General features: G+C 62.9%; 23 protein-coding genes. 8 read left to right on the forward strand and 15 right to left on the reverse strand.

The features are described from left to right. Nucleotides 1-145: 145 nt before the first annotated feature. The 3 genes from Q0907_RS15850 (at nucleotide 146) to Q0907_RS15860 (ending at nucleotide 2023) form a co-directional block, all read left to right on the forward strand. On the forward strand, nucleotides 146-880 hold the full coding sequence (locus tag Q0907_RS15850) for a glycosyltransferase family 2 protein (protein ID WP_056881663.1): 735 nt from the start codon (nucleotides 146-148) through the stop codon (nucleotides 878-880). Beyond that, nucleotides 877-1260 (forward strand): lipid-A-disaccharide synthase N-terminal domain-containing protein, encoded by a 384-nt coding sequence (locus Q0907_RS15855; RefSeq protein ID WP_056881664.1) that lies wholly within the window; start codon nucleotides 877-879, stop codon nucleotides 1258-1260. Before Q0907_RS15850 ends, Q0907_RS15855 begins: the two co-directional genes overlap by 4 nt. A gap of 127 nt (nucleotides 1261-1387) precedes the next feature. Beyond that, entirely contained in the window at nucleotides 1388-2023 is a 636-nt protein-coding gene (locus Q0907_RS15860; RefSeq protein WP_162108746.1) for a phosphatase PAP2 family protein, read from the forward strand. 108 nt (nucleotides 2024-2131) lie between these two features. Here Q0907_RS15860 and Q0907_RS15865 read toward each other — a convergent pair whose 3' ends face one another. From Q0907_RS15865 to Q0907_RS15930, 14 genes are all read right to left on the reverse strand, one after another. Beyond that, the gene (locus Q0907_RS15865; RefSeq protein WP_056881665.1) at nucleotides 2132-3094 is read right to left on the reverse strand and encodes an arsenic resistance protein; all 963 of its coding nucleotides are present in this window, start codon (nucleotides 3092-3094) and stop codon (nucleotides 2132-2134) included. After that, the gene (locus Q0907_RS15870) at nucleotides 3091-5025 is read right to left on the reverse strand and encodes a cytochrome c/FTR1 family iron permease (RefSeq protein WP_056881666.1); all 1935 of its coding nucleotides are present in this window, start codon (nucleotides 5023-5025) and stop codon (nucleotides 3091-3093) included. Before Q0907_RS15870 ends, Q0907_RS15865 begins: the two co-directional genes overlap by 4 nt. 60 nt (nucleotides 5026-5085) lie before the next feature. Continuing rightward, entirely contained in the window at nucleotides 5086-5451 is a 366-nt protein-coding gene (locus Q0907_RS15875; protein WP_056881667.1) for a metalloregulator ArsR/SmtB family transcription factor, read from the reverse strand. Nucleotides 5452-5615: 164 nt separating this feature from the next. Next, nucleotides 5616-6368 carry a hypothetical protein gene (locus Q0907_RS15880; protein WP_155944764.1) on the reverse strand — a complete coding sequence of 251 codons (753 nt, stop codon included), beginning with the start codon at nucleotides 6366-6368 and terminating at the stop codon, nucleotides 5616-5618. Between the two features lie 34 nt (nucleotides 6369-6402). Continuing rightward, nucleotides 6403-7728: an MFS transporter gene (locus tag Q0907_RS15885; RefSeq protein ID WP_056881669.1), complete on the reverse strand. Its 1326-nt coding sequence runs from the start codon at nucleotides 7726-7728 to the stop codon at nucleotides 6403-6405. A 39-nt stretch (nucleotides 7729-7767) separates the two neighbouring features. Further along, on the reverse strand, nucleotides 7768-8631 hold the full coding sequence (locus Q0907_RS15890) for a methyltransferase, TIGR04325 family (RefSeq protein WP_081420488.1): 864 nt from the start codon (nucleotides 8629-8631) through the stop codon (nucleotides 7768-7770). 66 nt (nucleotides 8632-8697) lie between these two features. Next, the gene (locus Q0907_RS15895; RefSeq protein WP_056881671.1) at nucleotides 8698-8958 is read right to left on the reverse strand and encodes a hypothetical protein; all 261 of its coding nucleotides are present in this window, start codon (nucleotides 8956-8958) and stop codon (nucleotides 8698-8700) included. Between the two features lie 120 nt (nucleotides 8959-9078). Continuing rightward, nucleotides 9079-9723, reverse strand: coding sequence for a hypothetical protein (locus Q0907_RS15900; protein ID WP_056881672.1), 645 nt, complete (start codon nucleotides 9721-9723; stop codon nucleotides 9079-9081). A gap of 24 nt (nucleotides 9724-9747) precedes the next feature. Then, nucleotides 9748-10449, reverse strand: a complete 702-nt coding sequence (locus Q0907_RS15905; protein WP_056881673.1) for a HupE/UreJ family protein — start codon at nucleotides 10447-10449, stop codon at nucleotides 9748-9750. Nucleotides 10450-10555: 106 nt separating this feature from the next. Next, a complete protein-coding gene (locus tag Q0907_RS15910; RefSeq protein WP_056881674.1) occupies nucleotides 10556-13744 on the reverse strand; it encodes a CusA/CzcA family heavy metal efflux RND transporter in 3189 nt (1062 codons plus the stop codon). Between the two features lie 10 nt (nucleotides 13745-13754). Next, complete coding sequence (locus Q0907_RS15915) at nucleotides 13755-14990, reverse strand: efflux RND transporter periplasmic adaptor subunit (RefSeq protein ID WP_056881675.1); 1236 nt, start codon at nucleotides 14988-14990, stop codon at nucleotides 13755-13757. After that, nucleotides 14987-16237, reverse strand: a complete 1251-nt coding sequence (locus Q0907_RS15920) for a TolC family protein (protein ID WP_081420489.1) — start codon at nucleotides 16235-16237, stop codon at nucleotides 14987-14989. The genes Q0907_RS15915 and Q0907_RS15920 overlap by 4 nt, the downstream gene beginning before the upstream one ends. A 66-nt stretch (nucleotides 16238-16303) precedes the next feature. Next, a complete protein-coding gene (locus Q0907_RS15925) occupies nucleotides 16304-16630 on the reverse strand; it encodes a hypothetical protein (protein ID WP_155944765.1) in 327 nt (108 codons plus the stop codon). Nucleotides 16631-16753: 123 nt separating this feature from the next. Then, nucleotides 16754-17026 (reverse strand): metal/formaldehyde-sensitive transcriptional repressor, encoded by a 273-nt coding sequence (locus tag Q0907_RS15930; RefSeq protein ID WP_056881807.1) that lies wholly within the window; start codon nucleotides 17024-17026, stop codon nucleotides 16754-16756. A gap of 53 nt (nucleotides 17027-17079) precedes the next feature. Here Q0907_RS15930 and dmeF point away from each other — a divergent pair, with 53 nt between their 5' ends. Continuing rightward, nucleotides 17080-18072: a CDF family Co(II)/Ni(II) efflux transporter DmeF gene (dmeF, locus tag Q0907_RS15935; RefSeq protein ID WP_299346733.1), complete on the forward strand. Its 993-nt coding sequence runs from the start codon at nucleotides 17080-17082 to the stop codon at nucleotides 18070-18072. Beyond that, the gene (locus tag Q0907_RS15940) at nucleotides 18069-18260 is read left to right on the forward strand and encodes a DUF1289 domain-containing protein (protein WP_056881679.1); all 192 of its coding nucleotides are present in this window, start codon (nucleotides 18069-18071) and stop codon (nucleotides 18258-18260) included. Before dmeF ends, Q0907_RS15940 begins: the two co-directional genes overlap by 4 nt. A gap of 24 nt (nucleotides 18261-18284) precedes the next feature. Here Q0907_RS15940 and Q0907_RS15945 read toward each other — a convergent pair whose 3' ends face one another. Next, nucleotides 18285-18707 carry a YqaA family protein gene (locus tag Q0907_RS15945; protein ID WP_056881680.1) on the reverse strand — a complete coding sequence of 141 codons (423 nt, stop codon included), beginning with the start codon at nucleotides 18705-18707 and terminating at the stop codon, nucleotides 18285-18287. A gap of 524 nt (nucleotides 18708-19231) precedes the next feature. On the opposite strand from Q0907_RS15945, the gene Q0907_RS15950 reads away from it, so the two are divergent. The 3 genes from Q0907_RS15950 to Q0907_RS15960 all read left to right on the forward strand — a co-directional run bounded on the left by Q0907_RS15950 (nucleotide 19232) and on the right by Q0907_RS15960 (nucleotide 21799). Then, nucleotides 19232-19783: a hypothetical protein gene (locus Q0907_RS15950; protein ID WP_155944766.1), complete on the forward strand. Its 552-nt coding sequence runs from the start codon at nucleotides 19232-19234 to the stop codon at nucleotides 19781-19783. Between the two features lie 31 nt (nucleotides 19784-19814). Beyond that, a complete protein-coding gene (locus tag Q0907_RS15955) occupies nucleotides 19815-20069 on the forward strand; it encodes a hypothetical protein (protein WP_299346737.1) in 255 nt (84 codons plus the stop codon). A gap of 881 nt (nucleotides 20070-20950) precedes the next feature. Beyond that, the gene (locus Q0907_RS15960; RefSeq protein WP_056881689.1) at nucleotides 20951-21799 is read left to right on the forward strand and encodes a CoiA-like domain protein; all 849 of its coding nucleotides are present in this window, start codon (nucleotides 20951-20953) and stop codon (nucleotides 21797-21799) included. Nucleotides 21800-21806: the final 7 nt, after the last annotated feature.

A 21806-nucleotide genomic window follows, 5' to 3' on the forward strand; every position in this document is an offset into this window, starting at 1 on the left:
ACCTCGTAAGACCTTGGGCTTCCAGACGCCAGCCGCTAAGCTGAGCCAAGCCGTTGCGTCGACGGGTTGAACTCACCCCTCCTTCTCCTTTCCCGCACGCCCTTCTACTGAGTCCTTCGCCATGCAAAGCCCGTCGCTGCCCCGGATGCCCAGTCTGTCGGTCGTCATTCCCGTCTTCAATGAACGCGGCAACATCGGCCCGCTCGTGCAGGAGGTGGTGCACCACCTGCGCGGCAAGATCGCCTTCGACATCATCTGTGTGGACGATCGCTCCGACGATGACACACGCGAGGTGCTCGGCTGGCTAAAAGCCGAGGTGCCCGAACTGCGGGTGTTGCTGCACCATCAACGCAGTGGGCAAAGCACCGCCATCCGCAATGGCGTCAAGCACGCGTTCTCGCCCTGGATCGCCACGCTCGATGGCGATGGCCAGAACGATCCAGCCGATATCCTCAAACTGCTAGCGGCTCGCCAAGCCGCGTCACCGCAGGTGCGGCTGTTCGCCGGCTGGCGCACCGAGCGCAAGGACACGGCCAGCAAGCGCTGGGCTTCGCGATGGGCTAATCGCATCCGGCAATCGCTGCTGCGGGATGACACGCCCGATACCGGCTGTGGCATCAAGCTGTTCGACCGCGCTGCCTTCTTGGACCTGCCCTACTTCGACCACATGCACCGCTACCTGCCGGCACTGATGCAGCGCGCCGGCTGGAAGACCCTCAGTGTGCCGGTCTCCCACCGATCGCGGGGATCGGGCCAGTCCAAGTACACCAACCTAGGCCGTGCCCTGGTGGGCATCCGTGACCTGATGGGCGTGGCTTGGCTGATCCAGCGCAGCCACGTGACCGCCACCAGCGAGCTCAGTGCCGGCTCCAAGTCATGAGCGTCATGGACCAGGAAATCCTGTGGCTGAGCTGGACGGGCTTGCACACCACGCCCTGGAAGCTCATTGGCCTGACTGGCGCGGCCTTGTTCGGCGTGCGCTGGCTGGTCCAGTTCGTGGCGTCCAGACGCGCCGGCCGGCCGGTGATCCCGCGCTTGTTCTGGTACATGAGCTTGTGCGGCAGCCTGATGGCCTTGAGCTACTTCCTGTTCTCTTCCAAGCAAGATGCCGTGGGCGTCGTGCAGAACCTGCTGCCCGCCTTTACCGCCGCCTACAGCCTGTATTTGGATATCCGCGTGCACCGAAGGCACGACCGGGCTGGTCGCCAGGGCCAGCAAGCACCGGGTGAAGCGGGCGCGCTGGATCGCCTCAATGACTGAGGAGGTCTCCGCATTCGACACGCGCCCTAGGCCTGTCCCAGAGGCGGCAAGTCCGCCCAACACTCCCATCTCTCTGCCCGCTCACTTCAACGTCTGGTGGGGCCTACTGTTACCGGCCGCCACCCTGATGACGCTCACCGTCGTCCTGACTGGTGAGTGGGACATGCGCGTGGCCTCTTGGGTCTACGCCTGGGGCGACAACGCGTGGAGCTACAAGAACGGGTTCTGGACGGAGCAGATCATCCACAAGGCCGGACGAGCTGTTACCACTGTCGGTGTGCTGACGGTCCTTGTCCTGATCGCCATGACCTACCTTCGCCCGCGCCTTCGGGGCTGGCGAGGACCGGCGATCAGGCTGTTCACCGCGATCGCGATTTCTACGGCGCTGGTGTCCATCCTGAAGCGATACTCGGGGTTGGACTGTCCGTGGAGCATTGCAGGCTTGGGGGGAAGCAACCCCTATCTCACCCTCTTCGACTTCAGGCCATTGAAGAGCGGCTGTTTCCCCTCCGGACACGCTAGCAGTGGATACGCGTGGCTTGCCTTGTACTTCTTCTTTGCCGAGGTCCGCGTCAAGCATAGATGGACAGGGCTGGCGGTGGGCATGACTGTAGGACTTCTGTTTGGCATTGGTCAGCAACTACGGGGAGCGCACTTTCTCTCGCACGATGTCGTGACCGCGCTGATCTGCTGGGTCGTGCCTGCGAGTCTATTCATGCTGCGAGCGCGTCATCGTCAGCCACCACGGGGTGCAGCGGGCTGAGTGCACGACTTTTTCGACGTTATGTCAGCCAATTCCGGATAAAGAATATCGACTCTCAATGAATGTCAACTCTCGTCCAGAAGCGGGGATATCGATACCGATACGAGTCTAGTTCTTGGCTAGGAGGGGTATCGCACGGATATACAGAAGCATCGCGGCCAGTTCGACAATGGTTTGGGTCACGATGACGGCTGGGATGATCGGTAAGGCGTCGGGCACGGCGAGCGCCAACGGCAAAACTACCAACGAGTTGCGAGTTGCTGCTGCAAAGCCGACCGCTCGGCCTGCTGGTGCTGGCAGCTTGAATGCGCGTGCCACGACCAGTCCCAAGATGGGCGCGATGATCGCGAAGGCTAGATAGAAAGGTAGCGCGTCCATAGCAGCGCTTACTGCTAAGCTCAGTTGGGGCGTCACAGCCGCAATGACGATCAGTAGCACAAGTGCCGTGGCTGGCACAGGAAGAAGCCCACCTACACGTGTGAGCGTCGCAATGCCGCTGAACTTTGGAGATAGCGCTTGCAGGGTGGCAGCCAGCGCCATCGGCATGACGATCAAGATGACGAACGCGTGCAGGAACGGTCCTGGTTTTACCAAGCTCGAGGACTCAGCCCCTAGCAGCAGATTCAGATACACCGGCAACAGCAGCATCTGCACAATCAACAGCACGGGTGTGGCGGCCAGCAGTAACGAGGAATCAGACTTCCCAAGGTGCGAGAACGTCACGACATAGTCGATGCACGGACAAAGCAGCACGAACAGCATCGCGATGCGGATCAGAGGATCCCCAGGGAACAACGGCAAGGCCAAGGCCACCAACATCGGTATCACGATGAAGTTGGCCACCAGCAAGGCGCCCATGAAGCGTACGTTCCGCAGCGAGTCCCGGATGCGCGACAGGGGAACCTGGAGGAAGGTCACGAAGAGCATGACGCCCAGTGCAGGGTTGATCGCCGACTCAAGCGCCTCTGTGCCAGGCACCAGCATCGCCAGTACGAATCCGAGCACCAGCGCCACAAAGTAGATGGGCGTCTGGACGTGCTCAAGCCGCTCGCGCGTCAGCTCCCGATTCATGGGGCAGCTACCTCGGATTTGGCGGGCCGATTAGCCAGCCAGAAGCCGACAGCCAGAATCAACGCGGTGGTGATCTGCGCGCCGATGCCCTCAACTGTCGGATACAAGCCCAGCAACTCGACCCGCGGACCACCGTCGAGCCAAGAGATGGGCAAGTAGCCTGCTTCCTGCAGCGCCGAGACGGCCTTGCCGATGAGCACTACAGCCAGCACGGCAATCAGCAGCGAGCTGTACCGGAAGAACTGGCCGATCGGCAAGCGCCGGCTGTATCGCATCATCAACCAGGCAATGACGACCAGAACGATGGATGCCGAAAGGCCGCCAGCGATAACGCTGCTGGCATTGCCTTGGCTCCAGATGGCGGCATAGAACAAGATGGTCTCAAACACTTCCCGATAGACCACCACGAAGATCAGACCCAGCAGGAACAGACCCGACTTCCGGCTCAGCGCCTGACCCAACTTATCGCGTACGTAGCGTTGCCAGTTCTCCGCATGGCTCTTGCCGTGCATCCAAATGCCCACCCACACCAGCACCACCGCCGCCAGCAACGATCCGAACCCCTCGGACAGTTCTCGGCTGGCCCCGCTGATGGAGATGACCCAAGTGGCCAGCACCCACGTCACGATGCCGGCCCCTAATGCCGACACCCAGCCTGCATGGACCCATGGCAGCATTTCGGTCCGCTCGGCTTTGCGCAGCAGTGCGATCATCGCGATAACAATCAGCAACGCCTCCAGCCCTTCGCGGAGCAGGATGGTGAAAGCCGCCACGAAGCTGGCTACGGCCGATGTCTGGCCCTGATCTAGCACCTGTTCGGCTAGGGCGAAGAGATCGTCCAGGGCCGTGACCTGGCCTTGGAGTTCATCGGCAGCCACATTGGCCGCAATACCCGATCGCACGCGCGCCATGGCCGCTTCGATCTTCACCATCAAGGCGTTGTCGCGTGCCGCCAGCAGCGGCTCCACTGGCTCAAATCCGTCCAGATACGCAGACAGTGCCAAATCCTTGGCCTGTGTAGGTTGTCCGGCGCGGTAGGCCGTCATCGCCTCCTCAAGCAATTTGCGCGAGGTCGCCAACGCCGAGCTGACATCCTGTGCCTGTGAGGCGTCCGGATGACGACGCAAGTACGCCACGATGGCTGAGGCCTGTTCTGCCGATCCCACCGTTGTGCCCAATGCGGCGGGCGTAGTGCTGACGTAGGCATCGAAGTTGAGCTTGGCGCGCAGCGCCGCATCGCCTTCAATCAGCTTCTTTCCGGCATCGACCTGATCTTCCGGATACGCCATGGCCCCTACGTAGGTCGCCAGTGCCCAGCGATCCTCGACCGGCAAGCTCGCGTAGCTCACCATCGAGGTGCCTTCCAGGCCTTGGTCGATGACCTGGTAAAGGGCAAAGACGCTGCGCTCCTCGGCGCGCGCGCGATCGGTGAAATCAATCGGTGGGGGATCCAAGCCTGCACCGGCGGGTCCATCACCTGCACCCGAGGGGCCATGGCAGGCCGCACACAGCTGCGCGTAGAGAACCTTGCCACGTCCGTAATTGGGCGATTGCATTGGAAGCAGGGGAATCGGATAGGCCTTCACCAGGAGCGCAGCCAGCGCACGCGCTTGCTCTGCGATCTGCTCAGGCGCAGCTTTTGCCTGGATTGCCCCCTGCAGTGCAGTCGCATCTTGCTTCAACTGCGCGGATTCGGCTTTAGCGGGCAGCTGACCGATGGCCTCGGCAGCGGTCGCCGAGAATTCCTTCATCTCGGCGTACTCAACCTCGTTGACCACCTCGCCCTCGCGGACGGCCTCCCGATAGTCGACGGCGATGTAGTCCAGTAGCCGCCACGTCGTGGGCACGTTCTTCTCGGACGCAAAGGAGACATTGCTATGCAGGAGCGCCGCCAGGCCTGCAAGCACGAGGACGATCGATCGAAAGGTCATGTAGGTATCAACAGTAGGGAGAGGGGCCGGCTGGCGGCTATGCGTGATGGCGGCGGCTGATCACGGCAGTTCGTCAGGTCCCGTGGGACGTCCAGTGCATTGCGCGAACAACTTGATCGCCTTGTCGCAGTAGATGCAGTGCCCATGGCAACAGTCGTGCATCAAGAACGCGACAAGATCCGAGAGCGCGGGGAAGTCCGCGCTGTAGATGATCGATTTGCCCTCTCGGCGAGCCAGCGTTAACCCAGCCTGCTCCAGTTCCTTGAGGTGAAATGACACCCGGGAGGGTTGTGCGCCATCGAGCGCGGCGGCGATCGCGCCTGCAGACATGCCGTCCGCGCCGGCCACGACGAGCATGCGAACGATGCGCAGACGATCCGCATGGGCGATGGCCCCGAATCCCCGTAGCGCCGCGGTCTCGTTCATTTCAATATTTCAACATATGATGAAATATTAGGATGACGGCCACAGCCGCAAACGTCAACTGAGACTCATTCTTGATTGGGGCCGGGCCTACTTGGCTGGCCCTTTCCTCGTAGTGATGCAAGGTGCTCTGGCGAGGCGGCAGCACGCTGGAGCGTGGATGCGGCCTATCGGTTGCGCGATCGTCGCGGTCGTTTGTTCGGCCGCTTCCTGAAGGTTGGCAACGCGTCCTGCGTGACCCGCTTGCCCTTGGGATCGGGCGTGGCGATATCGCCCATGCCCACCGCGGACAGCTCCTTGAGCATCAGCATCACGGTGGGAGATCGCCGAATCTCACCGGTGGCCATCGCCACTTGATAGTTGGAGGCAGCGATGTAACAGCACAGCGCGCTCACCAGCTGCAGAGCGATCACCCAGGCCTGCGCCAGCACCGGTACATCGCCGGCGACGACCAGCCAAATCATGTACAGGCTGCCCACGCTCATCAGCAGCAGCGCGGCACACAAAACAAGGGCCCGTGTCTTGGGCGCCGCCACATGGGGGCGTCCGAGCTTGGTCGCGATCCGCGCCACGGCCAGCAGATACACCGGCAGACCCGACACGGCGATCTGCAGCAGCGAGAGCGAGGTGGCTGTACCTGCCAGCCAGAGGCCGGCGATTGTCAGGACCCCCGCTAATAGCATGTCGGCTAGCGAAGGACGCAGCGCGTGCCAGAAGCGTTTCAGGGAGGCCAGATCCCCCTGCGTGGCCGCGAGCCTGACGTCCCATCCGTGCAGCGCGAGCAAGGTAAGGAAGACCGCCCCGATCACCGATCCCAGCCACGCCAGCGCGAAGTGCATCCCGCTCCAGGGCATCACGAAGGCACCGACCGTGCCCAGGCCCACGCCCAGCATGAAGATGGCCGACAGCGCGTAGATCACGTCGCGGTTCCTGACAGGACGCGTGCGTACGCCTTCACTGCGGCCACCGCGAATGCAGGTCGTCGATGACATAGCGGTGGGCATGCTGCTTTCCGCCCTGCCCCAGATGGGCGTGACCCTCGGGCAGCTCCTCGTGGGTATGTGTGATCTGTTCGGGATCACGAGAGCTCCACACCCAGCGGGCCAGCACTGCGCTCAGCAAGGCCACCATGGACAAAATCCCCAACGCTGCTGCAAATCCCAGCTTGGCGCCCAGGAAACCTGCGATCGGGTACGCCAGCAGCCAACACACGTGCGAGAGGGAAAACTGTGCGGCGAACAGGAACGGCAGATCCTCTTCGGCGCCGGAACGACGGATGAGTCGGCCACCGGGCGTTACCAGGCCCGCGTACGACATGCCCAGCAGCAGCCAGATGCCCGCCACGACCGGCCAGGCAGGCTTGCCGCCGACACTGAACCAGTACACGGTGGCCGCGCTCAGCACCACCGTCATCGCCGTGGCGGCCGAGAGCATGATGCGGCGATCGGCGATGCGATCGAGCAGGCGCGGCAGGCACAGAGCCACCAGCATCGAGCCCACGCCGAAGGCGGCCAACAGCCAGGCCACCTCCCGCTCGCCGCCTTGCAACACCGTGCGCGCGACCACGACCGTGTTGACGAACACCATCGCCCCGCCGGCGGCGGCGCAGAGATTGAGCAGCAGCAAGCCGCGCAGGCGTGGCGTGCGCAGGTAGATCTTCATGCCGCGGATGGCCCGCGCGTAGGGACCACCGGCGCTGGCGCTGCGCGTACCGACAGGGAACGTCGTCCACATCACCAGCAGCGCCGACAGCAGGAAGCCGGCCGAGGTGCCCACGAACAATCCTTGGAACGCGATTACCGTCAGCAGCGCGGCGGCCAGGGCCGGACTGAGCAGACTCTCCAGGTCGTAGGCCAGCCGCGAGAGCGACAAGGCCCGGGTGTACTTGGCCTCATCGGGCAGGATCTGCGGGATGACCGACTGGAACAGGGGCGTAAAGCACGCCGAGGCCGACTGCAGCACGGCGATCAGCACGTAGATCTGCCAGATCTCGGTGACGAACGGCAGCGCCAGTGCGACCAGGGCCCGGATCACGTCCAGCCCGATCAGCACGATCTTGCGCCGGTGCGGCGGCACCACCGCACCGGAGACCGGCGAGAGCAGCACGTACACGATCATCTTGATGGCCAGGGCCAGGCCGAGCACCTGCCCGGCCTGATCGCCGGCCAGGTCGTAGGCCAGCAAGGCCAGCGCCACGGTCGCCAAGCCCGTGCCCAGCAAGGCGATGACCTGGGCGGCAAAGAGCTTACGGAAAGTGAGGTTGGTCAGGACATCCAACATGGGAAGACCTCAGCAGTGGTGGCGGCAGTACGGGTATCGCTACAGCCTCTGACGTTCGAAATAGATGCCGGAGTAGGCATTCACTTCGTAGTCCGGCTCGAAGGGCACGCGCAGATGGCGCTCGGGTAGCTCCCAGCGATCGCGTATCTGATAGCCGCGTTCGGCCATCTGTTGCACCAGCGCGGCATCGGACTGGACCCGATACGGACACACCGCCACACCCAGGTTCTGCAAGGTGAAGAACTCGCGGGTGGCATGCAGCGGCGTGAGGTTGAACAGGACATGGCGCGGCGGCGCGATCAGCCGGTCCAGCAACTCGGGCAGGCTGTACTCCAGGTACTGCAGTGCGCCGGTACTGATCAGGACATCGCAGCCGTCGGCGACCTCAGGAATGTGGACGAAGCGCAACTGACCCGACCGATCCCGTCGCGCGGACAACAGCCGACCAGCCTGCAGCACCTTGTCCAGGTCATGGACGTTCCAGATCAGTCCGGCCGGATAGTCGATGTAGCGACCAAAGCCGTAGTAGGCCAAGCCTACGTGTCCGCCCAGATCGAAGATGCGCCTGGCGCCATCAGCAATGAGCTGATGGATCCAGTACAGCGCCGGGTAGTCGCAGGCACGCAGCCGGTTGAGCTGCTGGCGGTACATGATCGTGACCTGATCCAGGTCGTAGCTGGCGGGCAAGACCTCCGAGGACAGGCGCTCGGCATCGAGCAGCGCGTCCTCGTAGCTGCGGTAGATGCCGTAGTACAGATTGCCGTGCTCGTAGGGCTTGGAGAAATACCGTCGATACATCGGTTTGCCGACACGCCGGAGTCCGGGCAGCTCCATCACCTCGCGTGCCAGGCGAACCACGGCGTGCTTGATGCGCCCTTGGTCTGCGCTAGATTGAGCGGACATACCTCACCTCGACAGAGAAGGTGTCCCAAGGCGATCGGGAAGCCGACCGCCTGGGACGGCGAACGATCAGTTGGTCTTCTTGGCTTCCGGGGCCGGCTTCTTGGCGCCGTCGGCCTTGGCCGGCTTTTCCGGCACGCCGCACTTCTGCTTGAGCGCCTTGACTTCAGGGAAGGCGGAGTCGTCGGTGAAACGCTTGGTGTCCTTCAGATCCTCACAGGTCTTGGGGATTTCCTTCTCTTCGTCGTGCGCGCCCGGATGGGCCAGGGCCGACAGCGAGACCAGCGACAGCGCAACCAGGCCGGCAATGGACAGTGAACGAGCTTTCATCTTCAGTTCCTTCGTGATCGGCGCGTGGCCGAGGATGGGTAGGTGTCGCGAGGACCCAGGCTCGCGACGGTGGGTCGAGGCGATGCCACGACCCGCTTAAGGCGCCTGGCCGCCACGGGGTTACATCACGCGCTTGATCTGGGCGTAGTCGCCGGCCGTACGCAGGGTGATCGTCACCGTGGCCTCGCTGCGGTTACGCCAGAACCAGCCGTGGCTGCCGTTGAAGGCCGCTTCCAGCACGCCTTCGTCGGCGGCCACGCCGCGTCCTTTTTCGTAGCTGGTGGATTCGCCGCCGGTACCGCCATCGCCATGGGTGTCGAAGTTCACGACACCGCCCTGCGCGGTCCAGGTGAAGTTCGCCTTTTGACCGGCTGTCATCGCCAACTTGACCTCCGCGCCTTCTCCTGGCGCCAGAACGACCTGCATCTGATCGCGCCATTGCGTGGTGTCCACGGCCGGTGCTGCCGCCGCTGCCGGTGCTGCGGGGCTGGCGGATGAGGCGGCCGATGAGATCGGCGCGCCTGCCGCGGCCGCGGCCGCATCACGTGCGGCATCGGCGGCGGCTTCTTCAGCCAACTGACCCTTGATCTCACCCATCTCGGTTAGCCCGAGCATGCGGCCGACACCGGTGGGGTCGATGGCGTACTCGGACGGCAGCACGACGGTGACCAACAGGACGACGGCCACGATGAAGGCGATGATGGTCGAGCGCAGCAACTGGCGCGAGGACGGCAGATCGGTGTTGAGAGGCTTGCTGTTGTACATGGTGTGTTCTCGCAATGTCTTGAATTAGGAAACGAAGTAGCCAGTGAGCTGCATGCCGATCAGGATGAAACCGGCGCACATCATCGCGACGTTGGCGGTATAGGCGTGCTTCCAGAAGCCGCGCGAGCGGCGCCAGTAGCCCATCACAATCAGGATTGCGCCCAAGGCCAGCAGCTGGCCGATTTCCACGCCGACGTTGAAGGCCAACAGGTTGGGCACCAGACCATCGGGAGAGATGTCGTACTCGATGATCTTGGTCGACAGGCCAAAGCCGTGGAACAGACCGAAGATCAACGTGGCCGCCTTGGTGTTGGGTTGAAAACCCAGCCAGCGTTGGTAGGCGCCCATGTTGTCCAGCGCCTTGTAGACCACCGACAGGCCGATGATCGCGTCGATCAGGAAGCTGTTGATGCCCACGTTGAAGTACACGCCCAACAGCATCGTGGTGGAGTGACCCACCGCGAACAGCGTGACGTACAAGGCGATCTGCTTCATGCGGTACAGGAAGAAGATCACGCCCAGCAGGAACAGGATGTGGTCGTACCCGGTGGCCATGTGCTTGGCGCCCAGGTAGGCAAACGACAGCAGGTGCACCCCGCTGATTTCCTGGATGTAGCCCTTATCACCTTCGGCTACGGCATGGGCCAGCGCGCCGTTGGCGGTGAACAACAACAGCAGCAGGCCCGCCAACAGAACCAGCGTGCGCGTGGTGGAGGCGGAGATCATGCCGCCCCATCCGGAGGGTTTGTAGAGAAGTGAGTTCATTCGCATCTATAGGTATGTGGAAGGGATCAGGAGGGGGTGGAGCGCACGCGCGCCCCACCCCACTGGATTACGGGGCGCTCGGAACGTGCTCGACTTTCGGCGGCGCCTCGGCGCGCGGCTCTTCCTTGCGATGGACCATGCGGTACAACGCCGGCAGGACCAGCAAGGTGAGCAAGGTGGAGGAGATGATGCCGCCGATGACCACCGTGGCCAGCGGACGCTGCACCTCGGCACCGGTGCCGACGTTGAGCGCCATCGGCACGAAGCCCAGGCTGGCCACCAGCGCAGTCATCAACACCGGCCGCAGGCGCGTCAACGCTCCTTCGACCACCGCCTCGTGCAAGGACTTGCCGTCCTCACGCAACTTGCGGATGAAGGTGATCATCACCAGGCCGTTGAGCACCGCCACACCGGACAGGGCGATAAAGCCCACGCCTGCCGAGATGGAGAACGGGATGCCGCGTAGCACCAATGCCATCACACCGCCGGTCAGCGCCAGTGGCACACCGCTGAAGACGATCGCCGAGTCCTTGGCCGATCCAAAGGCCATGAACAGCAGGCCGAAGATCATGACCAGCACCACGGGTACCACGACCGTCAAACGCTCACTGGCCGAGATCAACTGCTCGAACGTACCGCCGTACTCGATCCAATAACCGTCAGGCAGCTCCACTTCGCTGGCTACCTTGCCGCGCAGCTCTTCGACAAAGGAGCCCAGATCGCGACCCCGCACATTGGAGGTGATCACTACGCGGCGCTTGCCGTTCTCGCGACTGACCTGGTTGGGCCCCAGCTCAATGGCGATCTTGGCTACCGCACCCAACGGGACCGAGGATGGCAACGCCATGCCTTGAGTACTGGCATCACGCTGTGCCGGCACCATGATCGGCAGTGCAGCGAGCACCTTCAGATCCTGGCGCTTGCCTTCGGGCAGTCGCACGACGATGTCAAAGCGTCGATCACCCTGGAACAGCTGGCCCGCGTTGGCGCCGCCCAGGGCGGCAGCCACCGTGTCCTGGATGTCGGCCACGGCCAAGCCGTAGCGCGCCAAGGCGGCACGGTCCGGGTCGATGACCAACAGCGGCAGGCCGGTGACCTGCTCCAGCTTCACGTCGGCATTGCCTTCGATTCGACTGGCCACGTCTTCGACCTGCGAGCCCAGGGCTTCCAGCTGCGCCATGTCATCGCCGAAGACCTTGACCGCCACTTCCGCGCGCACGCCGGCGATGAGCTCGTTCATGCGCATCTGCACCGGCTGGGTGAACTCATAGTTGTTGCCGGGGATGGCGCGAACGGCCTTCTCCAGCTCGGCTACCAGCTCGGCCTTGGGCTTGCGCGGATTGGGCCACTCATCCCGATCCTTGAGCATGATGAAGGTGTCGGCCACCGAGGGTGGCATCGGATCGGTGGCCACCTCGGCCGTACCGAGCTTGGCCACGACCTTGTCGACCTCCGGGAAGGCCTTGATGACCGTCTCCAACTGCTCCTGCATGCCCACGGCCTGGGTCAGGCTGGTGCCGGGAATGCGCAAGGCGTGCAAGGCGATATCACCCTCGTCCAGGTTCGGAATGAACTCCGTGCCCAGTCGCGTGGCCAGCACACCGCACAGCACCACCAACACTGCTGCCGCCGAGACCACCGCCACCCGCATAGCCAATGCCTTTTCCAGCAATGGGCCGTACAGGCGCGACATACCGCGCATGATCTTGGTTTCCTTCTCCTCGACCTTGCCGGTGACGAACTGGGCCACCGCGGCCGGAACGAAGGTCAGCGACAAGGCCATCGCCGCGGTCAGCGCCATCACCACGGTAATCGCCATCGGGTGGAACGTCTTACCTTCCACACCGGTCAGGGCGAAGATCGGCAGATACACCGCCGCGATGATGAACAAGCCGAACAGGCTGGGCTTGATGACCTCGGCACTGGCCACGGCGGCCAGATCGAATCGCTCCTCACGGGTGAGCAGACGGCCCAACTGGTGCTGCCGTTCGCCGAAGCGACGCAGGCAGTTCTCCACGATGATCACCGCACCGTCCACGATCAGACCGAAGTCCAGTGCACCCAGGCTCATCAGGTTGGCCGAGACCCGGTTCTGCACCATGCCGGTGATGGTCAGCAGCATCGCCACCGGAATGACCGCCGCGGTGATCAGCGCCGCGCGGATATTGCCCAACAGCAGGAACAGCACCGCGATGACCAGCAGCGCGCCCTCGAGCAGGTTCTTCTGCACGGTGGCGATACTGCGATCGACCAGGTTGGTGCGATCGTAGATCGCCTTGGCAGTCACGCCCTTGGGCAGGCCGGCTTCGATCTGCTTGAGCTTCTCGCCAGCGCGCTGGGCCACTTCGCGACTGTTCTCGCCTACCAGCATGAATACCGTACCCAGCACGACCTCATGGCCGTCCTTGGTCGCCGCACCGGTGCGCAGTTCCGAGCCGATATGCACATCGGCCACGTCCTGCACCTTGAGCGGCAGTCCTTCGCGGGTCGCCACCACCACCTGACGCAGGCCGGCCTCATCGCCGATCTGACCGGGGATGCGGATCAGGTTCTGCTCACCGCCCCGCTCGATATAGCCGGCGCCGGTACTGGCGTTGTTGCGCTCCACCGCCGTGAGCAGGTCATCGATACTCAAATCGAAGGCCAGCAACTTGGCAGGATCCGGCGTGATGTGGAACTGCTGGACATTGCCGCCGATGGTGTTGACCTCGGTGACGCCTTTCAGATTACGCAGCTGCGGGCGAATGACCCAGTCCTGCAACGTACGTAGATCGGTCGATGTCCACTCGGTGCCATCGGGCTTCCTGGCGCCGGCATCGGCCTCGACCGTGTACATGAAGATCTCACCCAGACCGGTGGCGACCGGACCGAGCGTGGGCTTCACGTCAGCGGGTAATTGCGAGGCGGCTTGTTGGAGCCGTTCGCTGACCTGCTGTCGGGCGAAGTAGATGTTGGTACCGTCTTCGAACACCACCGTGACCTGGGACAGGCCATAGCGGGAAATCGAGCGGGTGTATTGCATGCCGGCCATGCCGGCCAAGGCGGTCTCAACGGGAAACGTTACCCGTTGCTCGGCTTCAAGCGGTGAGTAGCCGGGCGCCTCGCTGTTGACCTGGACCTGCACATTGGTGATGTCAGGCACGGCGTCGATGGGCAGACGCCCATAGTTCCAGACGCCCAGCGCACTGACGGCTAACACCAACAGCAGGACCAGCCAGCGATGCGCGATCGCGGCTCTTATGACGCGTTCTAGCATTGTCCTGTCCTCAGTGGTCGTGGCTGGCGCCAGACTTGTCGACGTCCGCCTTGATCAGAAAGCTCTGCTCACTGACGTAGGGCGTGTTGGGTTTCAGACCCCCAAGCACTTCGACAAACTCACCATCGCGTGCGCCCAGTTCGAGCATGCGCACCTCGTAGGTCTCCCCTACCTGGGCAAAGACCACGGTGAAATCGCGAAAGCGTTGAAGGCCCGACTCTTTGACCGCCAGCGGGACCTCGCGCGAGGCCACCGTCACCTCTGCCGAGACCGCCATGCCCGGGCGCCAGCGCCCTTCGGCGTTGGGCAGGGTCACGCGTGCCACCACCGTCTGGCCGGTGGCCAGCGGCAGCAGCGTCTCGATCGTGCCTTCGGCACTGGTACCGCCCGTGGCCGAGGAGACCTTGACCTGCTGGCCGGGCGTGATCTTTTCCGCATCCGGACCAATGGCGCGCAAGTCGACCCACACATCCGACATGTTGGCGATCTCCACCAGCGTGTTGGTATCGGCCACATCGCCCACGTTGGTCGGGCGTTGCAACACAATGCCATCGAAGGGCGCGGTGACGGCGTAGGTGCGCATGCTGTCGTTGCCCTCGACCGTGACCAGCGTCTGGCCACGCTTGACGCGATCGCCCTGCTGGACCTGGACCGAGCGCACGATGCCGGGGAAGCGTGCCTTGACCTGCGCGCGCCGGTTGTCATCCACGGCCACATTGCCCATCACCTGGATGGTCTCGCGGATCACCACCGGTCCGGCGTTCTCGACGACCACGCCGCCGTCTTTGGCGGCTTGGGCCGGGATCGTCGTGCGGCCTTCATAGGAGTCGTAAGTCCAAGTATGGGTTTTCCCCGCGTACTGGGCTTTGACTTCCACATCGAAGGAATGCGGCTCGGTCACCTGGCCGCTGCCGGTCAGGTACTGGTCTTCAGGCGTGAAGGTGAAGATATTGGTTTCCCCGTCCAATCGCTTGAGCGTCACGGTGGGAACCACTTCGCTTGGCTTGATCAGCTTTCCATCTTTGTAGGCATACAAACGATACTGAGGTGGAACGTTAGTTTCGAAGATCGTGACTTCGATGGCGAAATCCCCATCACGCAGCATGCGGCCGCGATTGGGACCGCGCTCGTAGTCGCCGCTGGCCGGGGCCGCTTCAGCGGCGGCTTCACCGGCCTTGGATGCCGGTTCACCGCCGCACGCCACCAACAGCAAAGGCAACAGCAAGAGAGTGAGATGACGACTCATGGAAAGGTGTCCTGGGTGGTTGCGGTGAGCCGATCGAGCTCCACCAGCAAGGTGTGATAGCGCGCATAGGCCTCGACGAGGCGCTCGCGCAGTTCAAAGAGCGTGGTCTGCGCCTGGGAGAGCGAGAGAAATGAGAACCGCCCTGCTTCGAAGCCGCGCCGGGTAAAGGCCAGGGCTTGCTCGGCTTTGGGCACCACACGTCCGCGCAACGACTCCACCTCGGTGCGTGCATGGCCCAGTTCCTGGTACTTCTCAAAGACCAGTTGATGGCGCTCGAACTGCTCGGCTTTTCGGCGCGCTTCGATGGCCGCCAGTTGCGCGTCGGCTTCGGCGATGGAGTACCCCGCCCGCGTGCGGCTGCCCAACGGTACGGACACCGACATCACCAGACCTTGATCACTGGGCCCTTCCAGACGACGCACGCCGACGTTGAAGTTCAGATCGGGTTTGCGAGCCGCCTCAGCGATACGACGACGGGCTTCGGCCAGGCGAGCCTCACGCGAGAAGGCTTGCTGATCGATCGTGTTCGGCAAGCGCGCCAGCAGCGTGTCCAGCGGTTCGACCTCGGGCAGATCGGTCAGATCAGCAGCCACCGTGTCGAAGTCCGGGATCGTGTCGCCCCAGGTCGCGGCCAAGGTGGTGCGGGCGCTGCTGAGCTCGTGCTCGGCATGCTCACGATCCAGCTCTGCGTTGGCCACGACGATTTCAGCCGCACGCAGATCCGACTCGGGGTTGCGTGCGGCCCAGACCCAGCCTGCTACCTCGCGGCGCGTACGCTCGGCTTGGCGAACGCGTTCGTTGGCAAAGTCCAGGCGCTGCTGATCCACTGCGACTTCGATGAAGCGGGCCGCCGTGCGACTGGTCAGTTCGATACGCGTGGCGTCGGCAGCGGTTTGCTGCTGATCGATCTCGGCAGCGCCCAAGGCCTGGCGAGCGGCGCGCTTGCCGCCCAACTCGATCAGACGGCCGATCCGCAAGGTGCTTTCGGCCGAATTCACTCCGCTGAGTGAACCGGTACCGCCCACGTTCTCCAGTTCGCCGGTGACGAAGTACTGCGGGGCCAAGCCCTCGCGCTCGGCGCGGGCACGGACGGCATCGAGTTGAGCTGCTTCGGCCGCTAGGGCCGGATTTGCACCTAAGGCGCGGGAAACCGCCTCCTGCAGGCGCAGAGGTTCAGTGGCGTGTGCCCATGGCACAACACCACAGGCTCCGGCCAAGGCCAGAACCCATGCATAACACAAGTTCACGGAACATCTCCGATTGGTTGATGGACAGACGTACTCAGGCCGCGCTAACGGCGGCCGGCCCTGTCATCAGGCAATCGGAGGTCTAAACGGCGAAGAGAGTCGCTGGGGAAGCGAAGAAGCCGGCGTCCACTGCAGACGCTGAGAGGCAGCCACTTCGACGGGCGGCAGGCGGAAACTGGTGAGCAGGCCGGAGGAAGAACCCGAATCGGCCTGGTGCATCAGCAGGTGCGTGCCCGAGGCGTGGTCTTGGTCGTGATCGGCATCGAGGGCATCGCCAGGATGGCCGTGGCCGTGCTCGCTCGCGACTTCGGCCGCATGCGCGGCCCCGTGGATTTCACCCACGAAATTCAGTGCCGGCCGCACGAGAACGCCCAGCACCAGCAGCAACAGCATGCTGACGTGCAAGACACTCTTGGCGCGGGCGGAAAACCGGATCACTGCATTAGCCTACGGGGTTAAGGACGGGCCTGTCCAGCACAGACGTTCGGGAAAGCAGCACCCACCAACGGTCTGCGATCAACGGGCATAACGGGTCAGCAAGTCCATGATGGCGCCGGCTTCCTTGGCCCGCTCGGCCTCGGTTTCGGCGGTCACCACATGCTCGCTCAGATGACCGGCGAGCACTTCCATCATCAGCGCATGCATGGCGCCCTTAGCCGCGGCAATCTGGATCAGCAGATCACCGCAGTCGCCTTCGGCTTCCAGTGCGCGCTCCAATGCCGCGACCTGACCGCCGATGCGGCGAACGCGGGTGAGCAGCTTCTTTTTGTCGCGGTGGGTATGCGCCATGGAAGCGATCATATACCCTATGGGGGTATCCAGCAACCCATCCCTGCCCCGTCATGAACCTCGATGCCCTGGCCGCTACGCGGCGCCATTCCCACGCCTTCGACCAAGGCAACCCGCTCGCCGAGCGCAACACGCGTCGGGCCATGATCCTGACCCTGATCATGATGGTCGTGGAGATCACCGGAGGCTGGTGGTACAACTCGATGGCCGTGTTGGCCGATGGATGGCACATGAGCTCCCACGCGTTGGCACTGGGCCTGTCGGTCTTCGCCTACGCCTGTGCGCGCCGCTTCGCGCAGGACCGTCGCTTTGCCTTCGGCACGTGGAAGATCGAAATCCTGGGCGGTTACACCAGCGCAATCCTGCTGCTGGGTGTGGCAGGCCTGATGGCCTTCCAGTCCATCGAGCGCCTGTTCCGCCCCAGCACCATCCACTACGAGCAGGCCATTGCCATTGCCATCGTGGGCCTGGCGGTCAACCTGCTGTGCGCCTGGTGGCTGCGGGATCACCATGATCACGGGCACGGGCACGGGCACGACGATCACCATCACCATCACCATCACCATCACCATGAGCATCATGGCGATCACGGACACAGCGCCCATCACGATCTGAACCAGCGCTCGGCTTACCTGCATGTCATCGCCGATGCGGCGACCTCCGTGTTGGCGATCATCGCGCTGCTGGGTGGCATGTACTTCGGTGCGGCCTGGCTGGACCCGGTGATGGGGCTAGTGGGCGCGGCCCTGGTCTCGGTGTGGGCCTGGGGCCTGATTCGCCAGACCAGCAAGGTCTTGCTCGATGCGCAGATGGATGCTCCCGTAGTGGAAGAAATCCGCGAAGCCATCGAGCAAGGCTCGGTGCCGGCGCGTATCAGCGATCTGCACGTCTGGCAGGTAGGCCGTGGCAAGTTCGCCTGTGTGGCCGAGGTCGTGACCGAAGATCCCGTGCATCCGGATCATTTCAAGCATGCCTTGGCCATTCACGAGGAGATCGTGCACGTGACCATCGAGGCGCGGACCGCGCTCAGTGAAACGCCGCGATGAGCCGCCCCTCCCCTTGCACGGACATCTGCCAGTTCGATCGGAAGACCGACGTATGCGTGGGCTGCTTTCGCACCACCGAGGAGATCCGCAGTTGGCGCAAGTACACCGAGCACAAGCGACGCAGCATTCTGTCGCACGTGCCGCGGCGGCGGGCCAAGATCCAGGCACGTCGCGGCCAGCCGTCATAGCTTTGCGCACGAGCGCAGCGACGGCTACAGCACCTGCAGGGTAATCAGCGTCAGCACGAGGTAACGGCCCACCTTGGCCAGCGTCACCAGCAGCAGGAAGCGCCAGAGCGGCTCTTTCATGACCCCGGCGGCCAAGGTCAGCGGATCACCAATGATCGGCACCCAGCTCAGCAGCAACGACCAACTGCCATAGCGCTGGTAGCGGCGCTGGGCGCGCTCCAGGGCCGAGGCCGATACCGGAAACCAGCGACTGGTGCGAAAGCGCAGCAGTTGCTCGCCCAACCACCAGTTCACCACCGAACCGAGCACATTGCCGGCGCTTGCGACAAGCAATAGTGCCCACACCGGATAGCCGGCGACCAGCAAACTCACCAGCACGGCTTCGGACTGTGCCGGCACTAGCGTGGCGGCCAAGAACGCAGCCAAGAATAAACCCAAGTAGATCATCAGGTCAGCAATCGATGGGCCTGGGAATACAGTCTCTGTTGACTGACAGCATAGCCCACGATCAGTGGCGCCCGAGAGTGGCATGTTCTGACTTTTTGTAGGAGTTCTCTCAGCTACGAGTGCGGTGTTGTCCGACTTGAACGTGACAACCGATGCAGGTGAGTCTGGCCTTGCCCAGCGCAGCACCGTTTCGGTCGCTCAGTTGCGTCATGCACCCCGTGAGCAAGGGTGACGGGTACTGATGTTCTGTCGCATTTGTCTGCTTGCGATCTGAATTCACGCATTTATGTTGCAATGAGCTTGCTAGAGGACTTCTCTTCGCTCTAACGGCTCTACTCCTGCGCGGGCCGCAAGCTACCGCCTACTGGCACATTCGCGGCTAAGCAGGCACTAGATGGCGATCATGCGTTCATGTAGGTGTCTGGCCTACCACACATCACTAACATCAGCGAACTAGCGTGCTGCGTGCTGAGCAGGCGGCGGGCTCCAGCAACTACTTCCGACGTCGCATGGAGGAACTAACGATGGGCCGATTCACTACGGTACTAGTTGGTCTACTCGCAGTCTTGGCCGCTAGTACGTCATTACACGCACAGAATGCCAGTGTCGAATCCACGCATGTCAACGGCGCCGCACAACAGCAGGAGATGCTGCAACAGGACGTGGCCTTGCAATTGGCCTCGATCAAATCGCGCCAGGATCTCGAGCAATATCTACGCAACTCGGGAAGCGCTTCGCCACTGGCCGCGCTCTCGGAATCGGGCAAGCGTCGCTTCATCGCCAGTCTGAAGTTCAATGAAAGCGGCATCACGAGCTTCAGTTACGGCGACCTGCAGACTGAACTCAACGCCTCGCAGATCTATCAGGTGATGAGCCTGTTTGGTGCCCAGCACACCGTGGCCATGATGCGGAATGTGCGCATCCAGAACGCAGTCGATGAGCAAATCATGCGTCCATTGGGCGGCCCGCCAGGTCCCGTGTGCCCTTCTCAGCCTTGTGACTACGAAGGCTACGAGTGCGCCAAGAAGGCGACCTGTTCCTACAACATCAACACGATCTGCATGAGAAATTGCTAGTCTTTCGGCTACCGGATGCTCAGGAAGATCCATGCACAGGATCCAGCAGCAGTTCTGCGCACTGTTTCTCATCGGCATCGGCGCCTTGAGCGCTTGGCCGGCCAACACCTTGGCTGGCCAAACGCTTGATGGGCGCTACGACCGCTTCATGGAGGTCCACGAGCAGACCCGCGGCCAGTCCACGGCCGAGCGTGCGACGGCGATGTCGGCCGCCTTCGACAATGGCTTCGCCGCCGCGCTGGCGCGTGATCCCGGAAGGCGGTTTTGCCGCCGGCCTTGGCCTTAGCTTTGCCCTTGGGCGCAAAGTTGCGCATGGCTCCGGGGAACGCGTGCTCGAGCTCTTCGAACCGCTGACCTTCCAGATCCCGCCCAGATCGCGTCAACGCCACGATACCTGGCCGCCACTTGGCCGGTGGGGGCATGCCCAACGCCTGCATGGTGGGGTGCGCATGCAGGGGCGCGTAGATGGACAGGTACAACTGGCGTCGACAGTTGGTGCGCAGAAACTGGGAAATGACGCCCTTGGATAGGCGAAGCACTGTGCGTGCGGACATTGCCGATCAACTCAGCAAAGCACGTAAAGGCCGTGTTGGCTAAAGCCTCCCGCACCTGGGGCAACGCGCACGCCGCCAGTTTCCCGGACAAACGCTCAGCGACGCTTCGGTCCATGGGACCACTGATCGGGATCCGAACAATCTCCTCCAGTGCCTCGCTCTGACCGCGACGAGCTTGCGACTGCCCTGCAGGCTCCAGCCCAACGACAGACACTGAAGGGGTCAGTTGCTCGAACACGCCTACCCGGTCCAGGTACGCGCCCAGACCCCAGGTAGCCAGATCGTGCAACTCGACAGGTAGCCCCTGATCGCCGAGTGCGTCGAGATAGGCACGCAGGCGTACACACGCAGCGATCGTCAGCTTCGTTTCTTGGCCGAAATGTAGCGCCAGCCCCTGCCCGCCGCGCACTACTTGGGACAGCCGCCCGTCCAGTTGTCCGGCGTCATACCATCCACTGTTCAAGAAGACCTTTTGCAAAGCGCTACCCGGTCCTTCGGAAACACTGCCGAGTAGTGTGGCATGTCCGGAGCACAAGGTCCGACGGTCAAGCACCCAGCGATTGTTTCCCGCAGCAAGCCATAAACTACGTGTATTTCCTTCGCTCGGACGCACATGCAGTACGCCCTCGTTGACGGCCGCCGCCAGGAGCCCTCGCCCGGCGCTCCCGGCGTGTGCGAAACCTGCGGCTCCGCCATGGTCGCCAAGTGCGGCCCGCGGCTAATGCACCACTGGGCGCACGCCAGCCGACGTGACTGCGATCCGTGGTGGGAGAACGAGACTCCTTGGCACCGTGCCTGGAAGGCGCTCTTCCCTGAGTCGTGCCGCGAGATCAGCCATGTCGCGCCCAACGGCGAAATTCATCGCGCGGACATCAAGACGCCTGCCGGAATCGTGATCGAAGTTCAACACTCGTCGATGACGGATGGAGAGCGTCTTTCACGTGAGCGCTTCTATGGAAATCTGGTTTGGGTGATCAACGGCAGTACGTTCGTGGATAACTTCCAGATCCACCACATGCTGCCCGACCCAACTTCAGACATTGCCCAGGACCTGATCTGGTATCCCGCTGCGCCGCGCATGGAAGGTGCAAACCGGGGAATCTTCCTGCGCCTGTCTGAGTGCCTGAAACAAAACCCGCTGGCCACCAAGAAAGCGCCAGGCGGAGGATTCATACACCCCCTACGCGACATCGAGAGAGAAGTTTCTCAGGTCTACCGTGGCCATCACCAGTACGTATGGATCCGACCGCGACGCACCTGGCTAGATGCGACCTGCCCCGTCTACATAGATTTCGGCCAAGACTGGCTCGCACGGCTGGACATCTACGACGAAACAGGGCTGCCTTGCATCTATCGCGTAAGAAAGCGCACGTTTCTGCACGACGCTATGGTCGAAACAGAAGCTCGTTCGATAGCAACCCGCTCCAGTCCGATTGACGAGAACACACAGAGCGCTTCTTGATGCGTCC

The sequence above is a fragment of the uncultured Pseudoxanthomonas sp. genome (assembly GCF_947498795.1).
Classification (GTDB): Bacteria; Pseudomonadota; Gammaproteobacteria; order Xanthomonadales; family Xanthomonadaceae; genus Pseudoxanthomonas_A.

Excerpts from the sequence above, each read along its gene's own strand:
- Q0907_RS15850 (WP_056881663.1), top strand. The coding sequence starts at position 146 with ATGCCCAGTCTGTCGGTCGTCATTCCCGTCTTCAATGAACGCGGCAAC.
- Q0907_RS15855 (WP_056881664.1), top strand. The coding sequence starts at position 877 with ATGAGCGTCATGGACCAGGAAATCCTGTGGCTGAGCTGGACGGGCTTG.
- Q0907_RS15860 (WP_162108746.1), top strand. The coding sequence starts at position 1,388 with ATGACGCTCACCGTCGTCCTGACTGGTGAGTGGGACATGCGCGTGGCC.
- Q0907_RS15865 (WP_056881665.1), bottom strand. The coding sequence starts at position 3,094 with ATGAATCGGGAGCTGACGCGCGAGCGGCTTGAGCACGTCCAGACGCCC.
- Q0907_RS15870 (WP_056881666.1), bottom strand. The coding sequence starts at position 5,025 with ATGACCTTTCGATCGATCGTCCTCGTGCTTGCAGGCCTGGCGGCGCTC.
- Q0907_RS15875 (WP_056881667.1), bottom strand. The coding sequence starts at position 5,451 with ATGAACGAGACCGCGGCGCTACGGGGATTCGGGGCCATCGCCCATGCG.
- Q0907_RS15885 (WP_056881669.1), bottom strand. The coding sequence starts at position 7,728 with ATGTTGGATGTCCTGACCAACCTCACTTTCCGTAAGCTCTTTGCCGCC.
- Q0907_RS15890 (WP_081420488.1), bottom strand. The coding sequence starts at position 8,631 with ATGTCCGCTCAATCTAGCGCAGACCAAGGGCGCATCAAGCACGCCGTG.
- Q0907_RS15895 (WP_056881671.1), bottom strand. The coding sequence starts at position 8,958 with ATGAAAGCTCGTTCACTGTCCATTGCCGGCCTGGTTGCGCTGTCGCTG.
- Q0907_RS15900 (WP_056881672.1), bottom strand. The coding sequence starts at position 9,723 with ATGTACAACAGCAAGCCTCTCAACACCGATCTGCCGTCCTCGCGCCAG.
- Q0907_RS15905 (WP_056881673.1), bottom strand. The coding sequence starts at position 10,449 with ATGATCTCCGCCTCCACCACGCGCACGCTGGTTCTGTTGGCGGGCCTG.
- Q0907_RS15910 (WP_056881674.1), bottom strand. The coding sequence starts at position 13,744 with ATGCTAGAACGCGTCATAAGAGCCGCGATCGCGCATCGCTGGCTGGTC.
- Q0907_RS15915 (WP_056881675.1), bottom strand. The coding sequence starts at position 14,990 with ATGAGTCGTCATCTCACTCTCTTGCTGTTGCCTTTGCTGTTGGTGGCG.
- Q0907_RS15925 (WP_155944765.1), bottom strand. The coding sequence starts at position 16,630 with ATGCTGTTGCTGCTGGTGCTGGGCGTTCTCGTGCGGCCGGCACTGAAT.
- Q0907_RS15930 (WP_056881807.1), bottom strand. The coding sequence starts at position 17,026 with ATGGCGCATACCCACCGCGACAAAAAGAAGCTGCTCACCCGCGTTCGC.
- dmeF (WP_299346733.1), top strand. The coding sequence starts at position 17,080 with ATGAACCTCGATGCCCTGGCCGCTACGCGGCGCCATTCCCACGCCTTC.
- Q0907_RS15940 (WP_056881679.1), top strand. The coding sequence starts at position 18,069 with ATGAGCCGCCCCTCCCCTTGCACGGACATCTGCCAGTTCGATCGGAAG.
- Q0907_RS15945 (WP_056881680.1), bottom strand. The coding sequence starts at position 18,707 with ATGATCTACTTGGGTTTATTCTTGGCTGCGTTCTTGGCCGCCACGCTA.
- Q0907_RS15950 (WP_155944766.1), top strand. The coding sequence starts at position 19,232 with ATGGGCCGATTCACTACGGTACTAGTTGGTCTACTCGCAGTCTTGGCC.
- Q0907_RS15955 (WP_299346737.1), top strand. The coding sequence starts at position 19,815 with ATGCACAGGATCCAGCAGCAGTTCTGCGCACTGTTTCTCATCGGCATC.
- Q0907_RS15960 (WP_056881689.1), top strand. The coding sequence starts at position 20,951 with ATGCAGTACGCCCTCGTTGACGGCCGCCGCCAGGAGCCCTCGCCCGGC.